Here is a 16,071-nt window from a genome sequence, read left to right on the forward strand (position 1 = left end):
TATGAAAAACTAAAGCAAGGATTGGATATGCAGGGATCTTAGCCAGTCTATCAAAATAAATACGAGTGTTGATTGGAATTTAAGAGAGGGTAAGAGCAAAGAGGAGAGTTACTATAAAACTATTACTAAAGAAATATGGATACCTACTTGGTCAGCAGCTAAAGGCAATTAAAACTGTTAAGGAACAAGCGGAACTTATGTGTTCTAGTGAAGTATTATATCATGAACAAGAAGAACACCAATATGTCTATTATAAAGCAGATGACGATAGAGATGCAAAATATTTGTAACTAGCTGAAAACTTATGTTTTCAGCTAGTTTTGTATAAAGAAAACCACCCGCTATGCGGATGGTTCTGATTGTAAAATAATTAATCATATTATAATTAAATTAATATGATATAGTATAAAAGATGAAAAATAGATACTGTATTGTAATATTTATAGTAATAAATAAAATTATAATTTTAGTTCAATAACAAAATGTAAGGGAAGTTTTCAACTTAATTTAACAAGAATAATATTGTTGTCGAATAAAATAAGTTGAAAACTATCAAAATAAGTTAAAAACTAAGCATCTATGATAAAGATAATATGCAAGAAATTATGCAAGTTTCATTATAGTTAATTTCTAAATAATAAATCCCGATATGAAAATATTTTCATATCGGGATTTATTATTTAAGTAACTTTGATGTTATAAGATTTGAGATAATTTTTCAAACTCTATTTCTAGGTAAATATTAGAAAAATTAGAACAAAATCTTTGGTTTAAATAAATCCAGGAAGATTTTGCTCATATTCATTACTGAAATTATATTTTAATTATCTACAATTTAATAAGATTTATAACGACTCTAGCATGTAAGCATGCCAGATAAAGTTTCAATAAAATCAATATTAATTTTTTAAATATAAGATTTTATTATAATTTCCTATGGATTATAAAAAATGAAGGATTCCAAAATATTTTATTGAATTCATTAATATGGTAACATGGGGACGGTTTTATTGTGTTCTTTAAAGGAAAGGGTGAGGATATGTTTAAAAAGAATGATAGTATGATAGATGGACATATACATATTGAAAAAGGAGATTATACTATAGATTGGATAAAAGAATTTGTTAGATATGCATATAAAAGAGGAATATCAGAAATTAATCTTTTAGAACATTCTTATAGATTTAAAGAGTTTGAAAGAGTTTATAAAAAAATTGCTGCGTATAATGAATTTCAAAAATCTTTATTAAATGAAAGAATGAAATTATCTTTAGATCAATATAAAAAGTTAATCAAAGAGGTCAGAAAAAATAAATTTCCAGTTAAAATAAATTTTGGATTAGAAGTATGTTTTATAGAAGGGACTGAAAGTATAGTTAAAGATATAATTGAAAGCTTTGATTGGGATTTTATGATAGGTTCAGTACATTGGATAGATGGATGGGGATTTGATCATAAAAAGGAATTTTGGGAAGGAAAATGTGTAGACCAGTTATATAAAAGATATTATGAGATTATGAAAAGTCTTATAAAATCCGGATTGTTTGACATTTTAGCACATCCTGATTCTATCAAGTGTTTTGGCTATTATCCATCTTTCGATTTAGAAGAAACTTATATGGAGATTGCAGATTTATTAAATAAATATAATATGTATGCTGAACAGAATGGCGGATTGCATTTAAATTATGGTTGTAAAGAGCTTGGAATTAATAGTAAAATGCTTAATATTTTCAAAAAAAAGAATGTGAAGATAATTACTGCTTCAGATGCCCATAGACCAGAAGATGCAGGGAAATATATAAGGGAATTAAGTGAATTATAAAGATTATAATTTAAATGTGAAAGAAGGAGATAAATAGTGAAAAAATATTTAGGGAAAAAAGTTGTGGTAGTTGTAGATAGACCATTAGGGTCTAAGCATCCAGAACATGAATTTATATATCCAATAAATTATGGATATCTTTCTAATACAGTTTCAGGGGATGGAGAAGAAATAGATGTCTATGTTTTAGGTGAATTTAAACCACTAGAATACTATGAAGGATATGTTGTTGCAGTAATACAGAGAAAAAATGATAATGAAGATAAATTAGTAGTTTGCAAAGACTTAAATATGTATAATAAAGGCCAAATTAGAGCATTAGTAGAGTTTCAAGAGAGGTTTTTTGAAACAGAAATAATTATGTATGAGAATGAGGTTGAAAAAGATATAGATGGTGAATTAGTAGAATTTGATGCTTTAAAAAGAGAATTTATAGACTTAGTTAAGATAAAAAAATTTATGGTACTTGCAACAAGTAAAGATAATAGAGCTACTGCAAGAAGTGTAAGTTGTGTTGTAATAGATTCAAAAATATATTTTCAAACGGATAAAACTTTCTTAAAGTATGAACAGATAAAAAGTAATCCTAATGTAGCTTTATGTGCTGATAATTTTCAAATTGAGGGATATGCAAAAATAAAAGGACATCCATTTGTAGAAGAAAATAGAAATTTTATAGAAGTATTTAAAAAAGTACATAATGGTTCTTTTAATGCATATTCTCATATGGAAAATGAAGTAGTTATAGAAGTTGAGCCAAAATTTGTTACAGCATGGAAGTATGAAAATGGAAAGCCTTTTAGGGAGTTTTTAGACTTTAGAAATGGAAGGGCATATAGAAAGTATTATGATAACAGTAAATAGAGACAGGTGGAAACAAAGAGATGGTTTTGTTGTGTTAAACCATCTCTTTGTATCTATTACTTAACTTGTCCAAATCTTTTTCCAAATGGGAAAAATCTAAAAAATGCTTTTCCTTGAATTCTTTTTATCTTAACTGGTCCAAAATTTCTACTGTCATTGCTATTTTGTCTGTTATCTCCTATAACGAAAACATAGTTTTTAGGTATTCTCCATTTGGACTTATATTTAGAATTAGTATTTATATTTCCTTGTAGATAGGGTTCTTTTAGTATTTCGCCATTAATATAAATTTTACCGTTTTTTATTTCTAAAGTTTCATTTTCAAGACCAATAACTCTTTTAATATAAATTTTACCTTGTTTATCTGGTGCATTTATAGTTACAATATCTCCTCGTTTAGGTTCTTTGACTAAATATATAGCTTTATTAACTAATAATCTATCATTCTCATTAAGAGTAGGATTCATAGATACACCTATAACTATAACTGTTTGCAAAAAGAAAATTTTTATTATTACTGCTATAACGATTGCGTGTATAATTGATTTAATCCAAGATTTAATTTCTTTTTTAAATTTAGTTTCTTTTTTATCCACACCATTTCCCCTCTTATATGGTAATTTTGTAATTATTATACTATAATAAAATTTTATTGCAAATATCATATTATATTATTTTTCATATTGTGATTGGTAATTTTTAAATTATATAGTTTATATTGCTAATGACAATTGTTTTTGATATTCTAATATATAATAAAGAGACACTTCGTAAAGGAAGTTTTGGTGATTTAGTATTTACAATATTTAGTTATGATGTATCAAATAATGGGTCAGTGCTTTTTTCGAGGTTATCAAAATAGAATAAATTCAAAGGAGGAAAGCTTTTTGAATAATAGGATTAAATTAAGTCAAGATAGAAGAAAAGAAATGATTGGATTAATAAAAAAATATTTTATAAATGAAAGAGATGAAGAATTAGGTGATTTAGCTGCTTCTTTAATTTTAGATTTTTTTATTGAAGAACTTGCTCCAGAGTTTTATAATCAGGGAGTCTATGATTCATATCAATATATGAGTGGACAAATAGAAGATTTGCTTGGAATTCAAATATATAAGCGAAAGAGTTGAAGAAAAAGTATTAATTAGAAATATAACTATTTTAAATATCAAAATAGTCCAGAAGTTCTCAGATGAATTGATTTTTATTTAGATATAATATATTATTATTTAATAGGATTACTTATAATTTCTTATACTATAGAGTGTTGAAATGTGATGATATAGAAGTCATTACATTAGGGAAGAATTCCTTATAGACCTCTAATATGTTAAGACTAATGTTGATTAATGAAAAAACGTAAATTAACTAATAATTGATATTAAAGCTATGAAAGCTTTATTTGTTCAAATGTATTTAATGTCTATTTAGAGGAATGAAAACTCAATTTATATATTAATAGATTTTATTTAACATTGAAAAATTGAACAAAATACAGCTAAAACCATGAAGGTTTTCGTAATTATAGAAAATTATTCATGGTTATTTTTATTAATGTGACTTAATTTTCATGCCTTTTAAAATTAGATATTGTCGAATAGGTATTGAATTTTATAAAAAACTCCATTAAGAAAGGTGGTGGATATCCTGGTTTCAGCCTATAAGACAGATTAAATAACAGGTTTAGAAATCAGGAGTAATTATGCATATTCCAGATAATTATTTAAGTCCTTCTACTTGTGCTACTTTAGGAGCAGTAATGATTCCAATATGGAGAAAAGCGACTATAAATATAAAAAAAGAAATGTCTAGACAAAAGATGCCTCTACTTGGTATTTGTGCAGCATTTTCATTTCTGATTATGATGTTTAATATTCCTTTGCCAGGAGGAACCACCGGTCACGCAGTAGGAGCTACTTTAGTAGCTATTCTTCTTGGTCCCTTTTCTGCAACTATTGCAGTTACAATTGCTTTAGCAGTTCAGGCTCTATTTTTTGGAGATGGTGGAATCCTATCCCTAGCAGCTAACAGCTTTAATATGGCTTTTGTTATGCCTTTTGTGGGATACTACATATTCAGATTTGTGAAAGACAAAGTATCTAATAATAAGGGAGAATATATTGCAGCTTTTATTGCAGGATATATATCATTAAATGTAGCTGCTCTTCTTACTGCAATACAGCTTGGAATTCAGCCTATACTTTTTACGGATGGGTCTGGTCTTCCATTGTATAGTCCGTATGGCTTAGATATATCTATTCCAGCTATGATGATCCCTCATCTATTGGTAGCTGGTGTTTTAGAAGGATTAGTAACTGCTGCTGTTTATGGTTATGTGAAAAAGGTTTCTCCAGAAGTCATATATGAAGGTACTATTAAAAAAATTAAACCTATATATGGATTAATAATGTCTCTAATTGTACTTAGTCCTTTAGGTATTTTAGCTACAGGAGTAGCTTGGGGTGAATGGGGTAGTAAAGAAATAAAAGAGTTGTTAGGTTTTATACCAAAGGGCATTGAAAATGGATTTCATTTTAATGCTTTAATGCCTGACTATACCATACTAGATATTCAAGAATTTATAGCATATTTTCTTTCAGCAGTAGTAGGCGTGGTATTAATTCTTAGTATTACTAGACTTATGAGTATTAGAAGATTTAAAGGAAAAAATAAAGATTTAGGTGGTTTAAATAAAGATATTATGTAGGTGAGTACATGATTGAAGAGTGGCTTTTTGTTAAGGATGAATATATACCAGAAAAAGAAAGTAACAAATTCATAGATAAAAGTATTATTTCAATTTTAAAAGTACTTTCTAGAATTAGGCGAGGAGGTATAAAAAGACATAAGCTTGTCTATAGTTTGAACCCCGCTTTAAAGGTGTTTTTTACCATTTTAAACTTAGTGCTTTTGTCTTTATCGAGAAGCTTTATATATGTATTAGTGATGAATGTATATGCTTTTGTAAATATTTTACTTCTAGATACTGAAGAAAGGAACAATATTTTAGTAATCAGCCTGATTATTCCACTTTTTACTCTTATTATGTTAATTCCATCTATGTTAAGAGGGAATATAGTTAACAATTTATTACTTTTACAAAAAATAATTGTAAATATTATTTTAGTCAATTATTTGTCCTATACAACCAAATGGAATCATATTACTAAATCCTTAAAGCTATTATTTATACCAGACCTATTTATTTGGGTTATGGAAATTACCATTAAGTATATTGTGTTATTAGGAGAATATTCAGTCAATTTATTATATGCCTTAAAGATTAGATCTGTTGGGAGAAATCATGATAAATATAATTCTCTTTCCAGAATAATTGGAAATTTATTTCTAAAATCTAAGCAAATGAGTGAAGAAATGTTTTCTGCTATGGAATGCAGAGGTTTTGTTGGAGAATATACTATTCAAATGAAATTCAGCTTTAAAAAGGCAGATTTATTATATTGTATAGTTAATATATCACTTGTTGGGATATTTTTAGTTACCAATTATTTATAATTTCTAATAAGGAGGCCACAAGATGATTGTTGTAGAAAATTTAACCTTTAAATATAAAGATCGGATTGCACTTGATAATATCTCAGTGAACATAAATGAAAAGGAATCTGTGGCCATAATAGGACCTAATGGAAGTGGTAAATCTACTTTTTTAAAGATTTTAAATGGCATTGTATTTCCCAATAGAGGTAAATATTTATTTAATGGAGAGGAAATTACAGAGAAAAAATTAAATGATACTAGATTTTCAAAGCTATTTCATAAGAGAATTGGTTTTGTATTTCAAAATCCAGATGCTCAGCTTTTTTGCTCTACAGTATTTGAAGAGGTAGCCTTTGGGCCAATGCAGATGGGCTTTTCAGAAAAAGAAGTCAATAAAAGAGTTAATGATTGCCTCAATATTTTAAATATAGAAAAGATAAAACATGAACATCCCTATAATTTAAGTGTTGGGGAAAAAAAGAGAGTTGCAATAGCAAGTGTTCTTTCAATGAATCCAGAAGTACTTACTTTAGATGAACCCATGAGTGGTGTAGACCCCAAAGGAAAAAAATTTTTGAAAGAGCTTTTGATTAAACTAAATGAAGCTGGAAAGACAATTATCTGTGCAACCCATGATTTTGAGTATGTACAAGGAGTTTTTAAGCGTGCTATTGTATTTGCTGAAGATCATCGTATTATTCGGGATGATTGTTATGAAGCAGTTATACAAGATGAAGAGTTTCTAATAAAACATAATATTAAGTAGAAGAACAAAATCTTTGATTTAAATAAATTAAGGAAGATTTTGTTGAAATCCATATACGGAAATTATATTCTAATTATTCATAATTTAATAAGGAATATAAATTCCTATGGATTATAAAAAACGATATGGGAGAGATAAATTATGAAGATACTTTACTATGATTGTTTTTCAGGAATAAGTGGGGATATGAATTTAGGTGCTATGATTGATTTAGGAGTAGATAAGGAATATTTAATTAATGAGCTTTCAAAATTGAATTTGGATTCAGAATATGAAATAAGGATAAGAAGAGAGAATAAAAAAGGGATTGATGGGACAAAGGTAGATGTGATTTTGAAAAATAAATACAATCATAGTCATGATCATTTAAACGAAGAAGCTAAACACCATTATGCTCATAAACATGACCACTTTCATGACCATCATGACCATACTCACAGCCATGCACATAGGAATCTAAAGGATATTGAAGATATAATATATTCAAGTAGTTTAAATGAAAATGTAAAAAAATTGAGTATAGATATGTTTAGAAAGATTGCACAAGCTGAAGCAAAAGTACATGGAAAATCTTTATATGAAGTTCATTTTCACGAGGTAGGAGCTGTGGATTCTATAGTAGATATTGTGGGAGCAGCAATATGCATAGACTATTTAAAAGTAGATAAGATTATGGCATCACATGTACAAGTAGGTGGAGGTTTTGTAAAGTGTGCTCATGGATTGATTCCAGTACCTGCTCCAGCAACTGTTGAAATACTAAAAGGTATTCCAATTAAGTCAGGGATAGTACCCTTTGAAACAACTACACCTACAGGTGCAGCAATTCTAGCTGTTAATGTAGATGAGTTTACAGATGAAATGAATTTTACTATAGAAAAAATTGGATATGGAATAGGAAATAGAGACTTAAAAATACCTAATGTTTTGAGGGTTTATATAGCAAGAGAAAATGAAGAAAAAAAAACAGAACCTAATTCACATATCAAACAATACATATTAGAAACCAATATAGATGACATGAATCCAGAAATATATAGCTATATAGAGGAAAAACTTTTTGATAAAGGAGCGCTAGATGTATTTAAGACACCTATAATTATGAAAAAAGGCAGAATAGCAGTAAAATTAAGTGTTTTAGTTAGAGAGAAGGACATAAAAGCCATACAGGAAGTAATTTTTAAAGAGACTACTTCAATAGGAATTAGAAAATATGAGGTTGAAAAAATAATGTTAGAAAGGGATTTTTCAAAGATCAGTACAATTTATGGAGAAGTAACAGTGAAAAATTCATATTACAAAGGAGAGAAAATCAAATCTAAACCAGAATATGAGGATTGCAGAAGACTTGCAGAAGAAAACAATGTACCTATTGGAGAGATTTATAGAGAAGTTTACAAAAGAATAGAGGGTGTTTCAAATGATAAATAATGAAAAATATTTAAAACTGATAAATTATTTAAAGGAGTTAGAAAGGGTAGTTTTGGCATTTTCAGGGGGAGTAGACAGTACATTTTTACTCAAAGCTGCAAAAGAAGCTTTAGGAGATAATGTGAAAGCAGTTACAATACTTTCTCCATATATACCTAAATGGGAAGTGGAAGAGGCAAAACAGTTAGTTAGTGAATTAGGTGTTAATTATGAAATTGTAGAAGTACCTATTATTGAGGAAATTAGAAATAATCCAGAGAATAGATGTTACTTATGTAAAAAGGCCGTTTTTAGTATTATAAAATCAATTGCTGAAAAAGAAGGATACAATCATGTAATTGATGGAACAAACTTTGATGATACAAAGGATTATAGACCTGGATTAAAAGCTTTGGAAGAATTGAATATTAAAAGTCCTCTGCTTGAATGTAAATTGACTAAAGAAGAAATAAGAGAACTGTCTAAAGAATTAGGACTTAAGACATGGGACAAACCACCATATGCATGTCTTCTTACCAGAATACCTTATGGTAATGAGCTGAATGTAGAAGATTTTCAGAAAATAGAGAATGCAGAAAAATATTTGATGGATATTGGGATTAGGGCGGTAAGAGTGAGATGCCATAAGGATTTAGCAAGAATTGAAGTTGGAAAGAATGAAAGAAGTAAGCTATTTAATGAGGAAATTTTAGATGAAATTTCTAAAGAGTTCAAAAAAATTGGGTTTAAATATGTAACATTAGATTTAGAAGGTTATAGAACCGGGAGTTTTAATGAGACAATTTTAACAAAATAAAAAGGTAGTGCAGTTCGCTTTTAAATAATCTCATAGGAGGAAAAATGTATGAACCTGCAAGATATGAGAAAATTACTTGAAGAAGTTAAAAATGGTGAAATTGAAATAGAAGATGCATTAGAAAGATTAAAAGATTTGCCTTTTAAAGATTTAGGTTTTGCTATAATTGATAATCATAGAGAAATTAGAGTAGGTTATCCAGAAGTTATATATTGTGAAGGAAAAACAGTAGAACAAGTGAAGAGTATAGTGGAATTTATGCTTACTAAGAATAAAAATATAATAGCTACTCGTGCTAGTGAAGAAATGTATAAAGCAGTCAAGGAGATATGTAAAGATGCTAATTATAATAAGTTAGGGAGAATAATTACAATAAGAAGGACAGAAGAAAAATATACCGATAGCTATATAGCCATAGTTGCAGCAGGAACATCGGACTTGCCAGTAGTAGAAGAAGCAGCAGAGACTGCGAAACTCCTTGGAAATAGGGTAGAAAAAGTTATTGATGTAGGAGTAGCAGGAATACATAGATTATTGGCTAAGCTGGATATTATAAGGGGAGCAAAAGTAATAATTGTTGTTGCTGGAATGGAAGGGGCCCTTGCTAGTGTCGTAGGTGGGCTTGTAGATAAGCCAATTATAGCTGTACCTACAAGTGTTGGTTATGGAGCAAATTTTGGAGGACTTTCTTCGCTTTTATCTATGCTAAATAGCTGTGCTAGTGGGGTAAGTGTAGTAAATATAGATAATGGATTTGGAGCGGCATATATTGCTAGTATAATTAATAAGCTTTAATAAGAGTATTTTAGTCTAAAAGTGTATCAAGTTATTGTGGAGTTTAATAGCACCTAGATTAAAAAGTCTAGGTGTTTTTTGCATAAAGAAAAATTCAAAGGAAGAAAACGATAGATGTACTATTATCAATAATTTTTGATATCGGTCATTTAGTGTAGTATAATGATAAAAAGAGGTGAACTAATTATGGATAAGGAAATTCTAAATTTTCTCAAAGAGTTTAAAAATGAATTAATTGGGAAAGTTGATGGGTTAAATGGTAAGTTTAATGAATTAAGTGGTAAGTTTGATGAATTGAATAATAAATTTGATAATCTAGAATTGCAAGTAAAAGAAAATACTCAAATTTTAAAGGCTTTAGAACATTCTGTGCAAACTAATAAAGCAGAACATGATAGAATGATAAATGATATAGCACATATTAAAGGAGATATAGAATCAATTAAAGGAGATTTAAGCATAGTAGAGGAAGTGACAGCAAATAATTGGGCTAATATCGCAAAATTAAAAAGAGCAAAGTAAAAAGGGAAGTACCTAGATTGAAGAGTCTAGGTGCTTTTTTCTTTCAACAAAATGCTAGTAACAATATATTGCTTAGTACATAGATTAAAGTAGAATAATAACTGGAGGGGTTTTATGTATTATTATGGTATTACTCCCGATCAATTAATAAAAGCAATGAAAGGTGAGCTAGAAGCTATAAAATATTATGAAAGACTTATTAAGATGGCGCCAAATCGAGAAGAAGCTGATATAATAAGAGCATTTTATAAAGATGAGAAAAAACATTATAGTAACTTTAGGCGTTTATATATGATGATGACAGGAAGACCGCCAATTATACCACCGATTGATACGCCTAAATTTAGAACCTATCTACAAGGTGTAGAGCAAGCTATATTGGATGAATTAGATGCTTATGAATTCTATAGAGATATTTATTTATCTAGCATAAATCCGTATGTTAGAAGTATATTTTTTGAAGCTTTTACTGATGAGAATGAACATGCGGCTCATCTAAACTATCTATATACCAAAAATAAGTGTAAATAACATATTTATAATCAAATAAAATAATGACGGCTATGTGAAGGTTAAACTTCATATAGCCGTTTTATACTGAATGAGAAATACTATTTTTTTTCTGACAAATAAAAAGATACAGTTTATTCTTTTTTTAAAATTCCTTTTTTATAATCCATAAGGAAATTATAAACCTTATTAAATTGTGGATAATTTTAGATATAATTTCCGTATATGGATTTCAACAAAATTTACTTTAATTTGTTTAAATCGAAGATTTTGTTATAATATTCATTCATAATCTCCTTAGGTACCAGGCTTCCACCTGTAGCCCATGCAATATGAGTTGCATTTGTCATCTTACCATACAATTCATTTTTCATTAGAAATTCTTTTAAAGAGCTGCTTTTGAGTAAATCAATTACACCTGGTATTCCAGCTAAGGCTGAAGGTTCTAAATATATATTTTCACAATCTGCTAAGGTACTGAGAAGCCTATAGAGCTTATCATCTTCAACAGTATATACACCGCTAATTAAGTTTTTTAATGTTTTTCCGACAAAGCCAGAAGGTCTTCCAACTGCAAGACCGTCAGCTTCAGTTATATTGTCAATTCCAAAGTCCTGAACAGATATTTCATTATGCTTATCAGTTAATAAACCTAAAAGCATACATGGAGAATGAGTTGGTTCAGCAAAGAAGCAATGGACATTATCTTTAAATAACAGCTTAAGTCCAAAGGCAACTCCACCTGGACCTCCACCAACGCCACAGGGTAAATATACGAATAAAGGATGTTTACTATCTACAACTATATTCATTTCTTCAAGCTGTTTTTTTAGTCTTATTGCTGCAACGCTATAGCCGAGGAAAAGGTCTTTAGAATTTTCATCATCTATAAAATAACTCATAGGATTTGAATTAGATAATCTTCTACCTTCTTCTACAGCTTTACTGTAATCTGATTCATATTCTATAACATTTACTCCTTTACTTCTCAACAAGTCCTTTTTCCACTTTTTGGCGTCAGCAGACATGTGAACAACTACTTTAAAACCTAATTTTGCACTCATAATACCAATACTAAGACCTAAATTTCCGGTAGAACCAACTTGTATAGTATATTGATTAAAAAATTCTCTAAATTCATCATTATCCATAATTGAATAATCATCATCTAAGCTTAACATATTATGCTTTATTGCTAATTCTTCTGCATGCTTTAGTACTTCATAAATCCCGCCTCTTGCCTTAATAGAGCCTGCTATGGCAAGATGAGAGTCGCATTTAAGAAGCAAAAGTCCAGGGATTTTTACTTCAAACATTTTTTCTAAGACTTCTTGCATTTTAGGGATCTTAACTAATGGAGATTCTATTATTCCATTCAAATCTTTTGTTTCAGGAAAAAGCTTGGATATGAGTGGAGCAAAACGATTTAATCTTTCTTCGGCATCCTTCACATCCTTTTCATTTAATGAGATATTTTTAATTGCTATATCGAATTTTTCGTATTTTGGATTTATCCAGAATACTTCCTTAGTATTAATTATGTCATTCAGCAGCGGAAATTCCTGTATCCATTCTTTTATACTTCTTCCTGCTATCAATTTATTTTCCATAGTAAGCACCTCTTTTTTGGTTTTTCGTAAGATGTTTTTAAAATATCTAACATAATTAGAGGAATATCGTCTTTAAAGATTTTTATCCGGTATCGGTGAATTCCTTCCAAGAATGAATGTTTTCTTTTTTAAAAATTATACATTATTTAAGAATAAATAGGTACATAATAATTTAAAAATATTTCTATTAAATAAATGTTTTTAAAGGCAACCTATACTATGCGTACAGGTTGCCTGTTTAAGTTATATTTTTATTTCATGAAATCTTTCAATATATTTTGTATTTTATCTTTATCTAATATTTTCTGATTTTCTTTAGCTCTCTTAAAAGCAGATGAGGTATTTTGAGACGTATTATTTGAATGAACGACGATTATAAAATTTCTCTTCTTCAATATTTCATGAGGGAGTTTAATTGCATAAGTGTGACCTCCAGGCATTTTATAACGTTTCCCATCTAAATAGTCACTTACTTTATAAATTAAAGTATAAAATGGAGGTGATTTGATTTCAGTTTTTGCTAATCCTTTTAGTATAGAATCGTATACATAACCTTTTTGATTAATTAAGACTTGAGTATTTAATCTAGGTCTATAATCAAATAGCTGCTGTATAAATGTTTTATGATACATATCATCACAATCTAAACGTACAAGATATAGATAATCGTAGCCTTTAATATATTCAATTATTTTAGATTCGTATTCATTTTGATTTACAAATTGAATATTATCAGGAAGAGGTTCATATTTAGAAAGAGCATTTTCTATTATAGATTTTGTTTTATCATGATATTTTATTAAAGCAACGAAGTTTTGATTGGTTTGTGCTTTTAAGCTTTGCAAAGTATAATTCATAAATATTGCTATTCTTTGCTTAATCCATTCTTCTGTAAATCTTTTATCTTTAAATGGTTGAGTATTAAAACTCATACCAATAATAATTCTCTTAGTTCCAGATATATATCTTTTCTTATTATTTTTCTTTCTTTTAATTATAATTTTATTCACAGGTCTTCTTAAATTATTTTTTTTCTTGTTTGATTTAAGTTTGACTTTTTTGGATTTAGACATTTTTAACACCTCAATTAGAGTTTTGAGTTTGAAAGCATTTTTCTAGTTTATTATATGAAACCTAAAACTATTGTGATTAAGCTTGTTTAATATTCTTCACTTTAAGATACCTAACTCATAATATGTATTGAAAAGTTAAATATTGGATATTTGCCAATAAAAGAAGGTGGACTTATGAATGTCAGTGTAATAGGTGCTGGATATGTAGGGTTAGTATCAGCATTAGGATTTTGTAAAATGAATAATAATGTAATATGTGTTGATAAAAAGATAGAGAAGATTACTAAACTAAACAGAGGAATACCAACATTATACGAAGAAGGATTAGAAGAATTGTTAAAAGAATGTTTGCAAAGCAGAAATATAATGTTTACTGATGATATTAGGATAGCTGTAGAAAAATCTGATGTAATTTTTATAACTGTTGGGACTCCAACATTAGAAAATTGGGAGGTAGATTTGTCTCAGCTCAATGAAGTGATAAGAGAAATTTGTAAATATATCAAAAGCTACAAGGTTATTGTAAACAAGAGTACTGTACCCGTTGGAACACAAAAATATATAAAACAATTACTTGTAGATAAAGGAGTAAATGAAGAAAATTTTGATGTAGTATCAAATCCAGAATTTTTGAGAGAAGGTAAGGCTATTTATGATTTTTTAAATGCAGATAGAATAGTAATAGGATTGGATTCTGAAAGAGCTAGAAAGATTATGGAAAAGCTTTACAAACCTTTTAATATAGAAATAATATTTACAACACCTGAAACTGCTGAACTTATTAAATATGCTTCCAATGCTTTTCTTGCAACGAAAATATCTTTTATTAACGAAGTGGCAAATCTTTGTGATAAGGTAGGAGCTGATATTGAAGTAATATCATATGCAATGGGATTAGATAAAAGAATATCTCCTGAGTTTCTAAAGGCAGGAATAGGTTTTGGGGGCTCATGTTTTCCTAAGGATACAAAAGCTTTAGTAAAAATAGCTGAAAAATACGGATGTAATTTTAAGATTGTAAAGAGCGCTATTGAGGTAAATAATAATCAAAGAATTTTACCTGTAAAGATACTTTTAAATTATTATAAAAAATTAGAGGGCAAAGTTATTACTGTTTTGGGTCTTACTTTTAAGCCAGATACTGATGATATAAGAGAAGCTCCTTCGTTGTATATAATAAGGAGATTATTAGATATGAAAGCTGTAGTAAAATGTTACGACCCTAAGGCTTCAGATGAAATAAAGAAAATATTTCCTGATATAAATTGTTATCCAAATATATATGATAGTTTAGAAGGTTCTTCATGTGCAATCATATGTACAGAGTGGAAAGAAATATCTTCAATGAATCTAGAAAAAGCTAAATTGAAAATGAAAGAACCAATTATTATTGATGGAAGAAATGCTTTAGATTTAAATAAAGTTAGAGATAGCGGAATAATTTATTTTTCAATAGGTAGAAAGAGGCAAAATCTAAAGCTATAGATTTTGCCTCTTTCTAGTTCTAAACATCAACATATTTAGAGAAATTTGTTATATTTCTTCTGACAATTTTACATCTACTTAATAGTTTTTCATTACTTACTTTCCATGTGTGTTCAGAACTGGAGCTGTGTCTTACATATACATGATGAAATCTATCTATTGAATATAACTTTATTCCTTTTTTTAAACAATCTTTTGAAAATCGAGTGTCAACACCTCTTGGTATATCAGCAAATTTTACTTTATCAAAGACTTCACGTCTTATAAGCATAGTAGGTCCATCTATATGCTTAACATAACGATTTTCTAACATTGGAGATCTTATTGCTAGAATTTTATACTTTTCAAAATATACAAAAGATGCTGCTTTCCCTATTAAACCTGCATTAGTATAACTAAAAGCTTTTACTGACTCTCTTAAATATTTTGGTCCGTAGTAATCATCATCATCAAATTTTGCAATTATTTCGTTATTTGACTGTCTAACCCCAAAATTTAAACATTCACCTAGTGAAGTTTTCTCATCTAATTGAAAAACCTTAACATTTTTATATTGGCTGGCCCTTTCTTTCCATAGATTTATATCCATATCATTATTATTTAAGATTATAATCAATTCTTTTTTTTCATAGTTTTGTCTTATATAATTATTGAAGACATTATCAATATAATTTGGACGCATAGTGCACGTAATTATTGAAACACTTGGATAAACGAAATTGTTATCTTTAATTAATCTTTGATATCTCCTAAATAGTTTTTTATTTATAAAGCTATCTAATGATTTGTTAACAGGATTTTTATATTGATTTTTTTTCATATTTTGTAACCTCCTGCAAATATACTTAGGAACTAGATATTAATAAGTTTTAGAAGCAGCACTTTTCTTTGTAATA

16 protein-coding genes and 1 pseudogene are annotated in these 16,071 nt (G+C 28.3%); 13 read left to right on the forward strand and 4 right to left on the reverse strand.

The features are described 5' to 3' along the window. Positions 1 to 95: 95 nt before the first annotated feature. From BFN48_RS12930 to BFN48_RS12495, 3 genes and pseudogenes are all read left to right on the forward strand, one after another. Positions 96 to 290 (forward strand): annotated as a pseudogene (locus BFN48_RS12930) (hypothetical protein); the annotation flags it as partial. Between the two features lie 749 nt (positions 291 to 1,039). Next, complete coding sequence (locus tag BFN48_RS10350; RefSeq protein WP_242863263.1) at positions 1,040 to 1,825, forward strand: PHP domain-containing protein; 786 nt, start codon at positions 1,040 to 1,042, stop codon at positions 1,823 to 1,825. A 36-nt stretch (positions 1,826 to 1,861) separates the two neighbouring features. After that, positions 1,862 to 2,689, forward strand: a complete 828-nt coding sequence (locus tag BFN48_RS12495) for an inorganic diphosphatase (RefSeq protein WP_176718866.1) — start codon at positions 1,862 to 1,864, stop codon at positions 2,687 to 2,689. A 56-nt stretch (positions 2,690 to 2,745) separates the two neighbouring features. Here BFN48_RS12495 and lepB read toward each other — a convergent pair whose 3' ends face one another. Next, the gene (lepB, locus tag BFN48_RS10365) at positions 2,746 to 3,285 is read right to left on the reverse strand and encodes a signal peptidase I (RefSeq protein ID WP_069650827.1); all 540 of its coding nucleotides are present in this window, start codon (positions 3,283 to 3,285) and stop codon (positions 2,746 to 2,748) included. Between the two features lie 291 nt (positions 3,286 to 3,576). On the opposite strand from lepB, the gene BFN48_RS10370 reads away from it, so the two are divergent. The 9 genes from BFN48_RS10370 (at position 3,577) to BFN48_RS10410 (ending at position 11,028) form a co-directional block, all read left to right on the forward strand. After that, positions 3,577 to 3,819 (forward strand): DUF2164 domain-containing protein, encoded by a 243-nt coding sequence (locus BFN48_RS10370; protein ID WP_278287335.1) that lies wholly within the window; start codon positions 3,577 to 3,579, stop codon positions 3,817 to 3,819. 572 nt (positions 3,820 to 4,391) lie between these two features. Then, positions 4,392 to 5,396, forward strand: a complete 1,005-nt coding sequence (gene cbiM / locus BFN48_RS10375) for a cobalt transporter CbiM (protein ID WP_069650828.1) — start codon at positions 4,392 to 4,394, stop codon at positions 5,394 to 5,396. A gap of 8 nt (positions 5,397 to 5,404) precedes the next feature. Next, complete coding sequence (locus BFN48_RS10380) at positions 5,405 to 6,205, forward strand: energy-coupling factor transporter transmembrane component T (protein WP_069650829.1); 801 nt, start codon at positions 5,405 to 5,407, stop codon at positions 6,203 to 6,205. A 22-nt stretch (positions 6,206 to 6,227) separates the two neighbouring features. Further along, on the forward strand, positions 6,228 to 6,953 hold the full coding sequence (locus BFN48_RS10385) for an energy-coupling factor ABC transporter ATP-binding protein (protein ID WP_069650830.1): 726 nt from the start codon (positions 6,228 to 6,230) through the stop codon (positions 6,951 to 6,953). A gap of 141 nt (positions 6,954 to 7,094) precedes the next feature. Continuing rightward, on the forward strand, positions 7,095 to 8,384 hold the full coding sequence (larC, locus tag BFN48_RS10390; protein ID WP_069650831.1) for a nickel pincer cofactor biosynthesis protein LarC: 1,290 nt from the start codon (positions 7,095 to 7,097) through the stop codon (positions 8,382 to 8,384). Continuing rightward, positions 8,374 to 9,180 carry an ATP-dependent sacrificial sulfur transferase LarE gene (gene larE, locus BFN48_RS10395; protein ID WP_069650832.1) on the forward strand — a complete coding sequence of 269 codons (807 nt, stop codon included), beginning with the start codon at positions 8,374 to 8,376 and terminating at the stop codon, positions 9,178 to 9,180. The genes larC and larE overlap by 11 nt, the downstream gene beginning before the upstream one ends. A gap of 48 nt (positions 9,181 to 9,228) precedes the next feature. Then, the gene (gene larB / locus BFN48_RS10400; protein ID WP_069650833.1) at positions 9,229 to 9,975 is read left to right on the forward strand and encodes a nickel pincer cofactor biosynthesis protein LarB; all 747 of its coding nucleotides are present in this window, start codon (positions 9,229 to 9,231) and stop codon (positions 9,973 to 9,975) included. A gap of 186 nt (positions 9,976 to 10,161) precedes the next feature. Continuing rightward, positions 10,162 to 10,497 (forward strand): hypothetical protein, encoded by a 336-nt coding sequence (locus BFN48_RS10405; protein WP_242863264.1) that lies wholly within the window; start codon positions 10,162 to 10,164, stop codon positions 10,495 to 10,497. 114 nt (positions 10,498 to 10,611) lie between these two features. Continuing rightward, positions 10,612 to 11,028: a ferritin family protein gene (locus tag BFN48_RS10410; protein WP_069650834.1), complete on the forward strand. Its 417-nt coding sequence runs from the start codon at positions 10,612 to 10,614 to the stop codon at positions 11,026 to 11,028. Between the two features lie 221 nt (positions 11,029 to 11,249). On the opposite strand, the gene BFN48_RS10415 is transcribed toward BFN48_RS10410, so the two are convergent. Then, entirely contained in the window at positions 11,250 to 12,617 is a 1,368-nt protein-coding gene (locus tag BFN48_RS10415; protein WP_069650835.1) for a D-serine ammonia-lyase, read from the reverse strand. Positions 12,618 to 12,868: 251 nt separating this feature from the next. Beyond that, positions 12,869 to 13,690 carry a glycosyltransferase gene (locus tag BFN48_RS10420; protein WP_083238899.1) on the reverse strand — a complete coding sequence of 274 codons (822 nt, stop codon included), beginning with the start codon at positions 13,688 to 13,690 and terminating at the stop codon, positions 12,869 to 12,871. Between the two features lie 174 nt (positions 13,691 to 13,864). On the opposite strand from BFN48_RS10420, the gene BFN48_RS10425 reads away from it, so the two are divergent. Then, positions 13,865 to 15,175 carry a UDP-glucose dehydrogenase family protein gene (locus BFN48_RS10425; RefSeq protein ID WP_069650836.1) on the forward strand — a complete coding sequence of 437 codons (1,311 nt, stop codon included), beginning with the start codon at positions 13,865 to 13,867 and terminating at the stop codon, positions 15,173 to 15,175. Positions 15,176 to 15,194: 19 nt separating this feature from the next. On the opposite strand, the gene BFN48_RS10430 is transcribed toward BFN48_RS10425, so the two are convergent. Next, entirely contained in the window at positions 15,195 to 15,995 is an 801-nt protein-coding gene (locus tag BFN48_RS10430; protein ID WP_083238900.1) for a glycosyltransferase family 2 protein, read from the reverse strand. Between the last annotated feature and the right edge of the window lie 76 nt (positions 15,996 to 16,071).

Origin of the sequence: Caloranaerobacter ferrireducens (genome assembly GCF_001730685.1) — a bacterium.
Lineage (GTDB): Bacteria > Bacillota > Clostridia > Tissierellales > Thermohalobacteraceae > Caloranaerobacter > Caloranaerobacter ferrireducens.

Coding starts and splice junctions, on each gene's coding strand:
- BFN48_RS10350 (WP_242863263.1), top strand. CDS start 1,040: ATGTTTAAAAAGAATGATAGTATGATAGATGGACATATACATATTGAA.
- cbiM (WP_069650828.1), top strand. CDS start 4,392: ATGCATATTCCAGATAATTATTTAAGTCCTTCTACTTGTGCTACTTTA.
- BFN48_RS10380 (WP_069650829.1), top strand. CDS start 5,405: ATGATTGAAGAGTGGCTTTTTGTTAAGGATGAATATATACCAGAAAAA.
- BFN48_RS10385 (WP_069650830.1), top strand. CDS start 6,228: ATGATTGTTGTAGAAAATTTAACCTTTAAATATAAAGATCGGATTGCA.
- larC (WP_069650831.1), top strand. CDS start 7,095: ATGAAGATACTTTACTATGATTGTTTTTCAGGAATAAGTGGGGATATG.
- larE (WP_069650832.1), top strand. CDS start 8,374: ATGATAAATAATGAAAAATATTTAAAACTGATAAATTATTTAAAGGAG.
- larB (WP_069650833.1), top strand. CDS start 9,229: ATGAACCTGCAAGATATGAGAAAATTACTTGAAGAAGTTAAAAATGGT.
- BFN48_RS10405 (WP_242863264.1), top strand. CDS start 10,162: ATGGATAAGGAAATTCTAAATTTTCTCAAAGAGTTTAAAAATGAATTA.
- BFN48_RS10410 (WP_069650834.1), top strand. CDS start 10,612: ATGTATTATTATGGTATTACTCCCGATCAATTAATAAAAGCAATGAAA.
- BFN48_RS10415 (WP_069650835.1), bottom strand. CDS start 12,617: ATGGAAAATAAATTGATAGCAGGAAGAAGTATAAAAGAATGGATACAG.
- BFN48_RS10420 (WP_083238899.1), bottom strand. CDS start 13,690: ATGTCTAAATCCAAAAAAGTCAAACTTAAATCAAACAAGAAAAAAAAT.
- BFN48_RS10425 (WP_069650836.1), top strand. CDS start 13,865: ATGAATGTCAGTGTAATAGGTGCTGGATATGTAGGGTTAGTATCAGCA.
- BFN48_RS10430 (WP_083238900.1), bottom strand. CDS start 15,995: ATGAAAAAAAATCAATATAAAAATCCTGTTAACAAATCATTAGATAGC.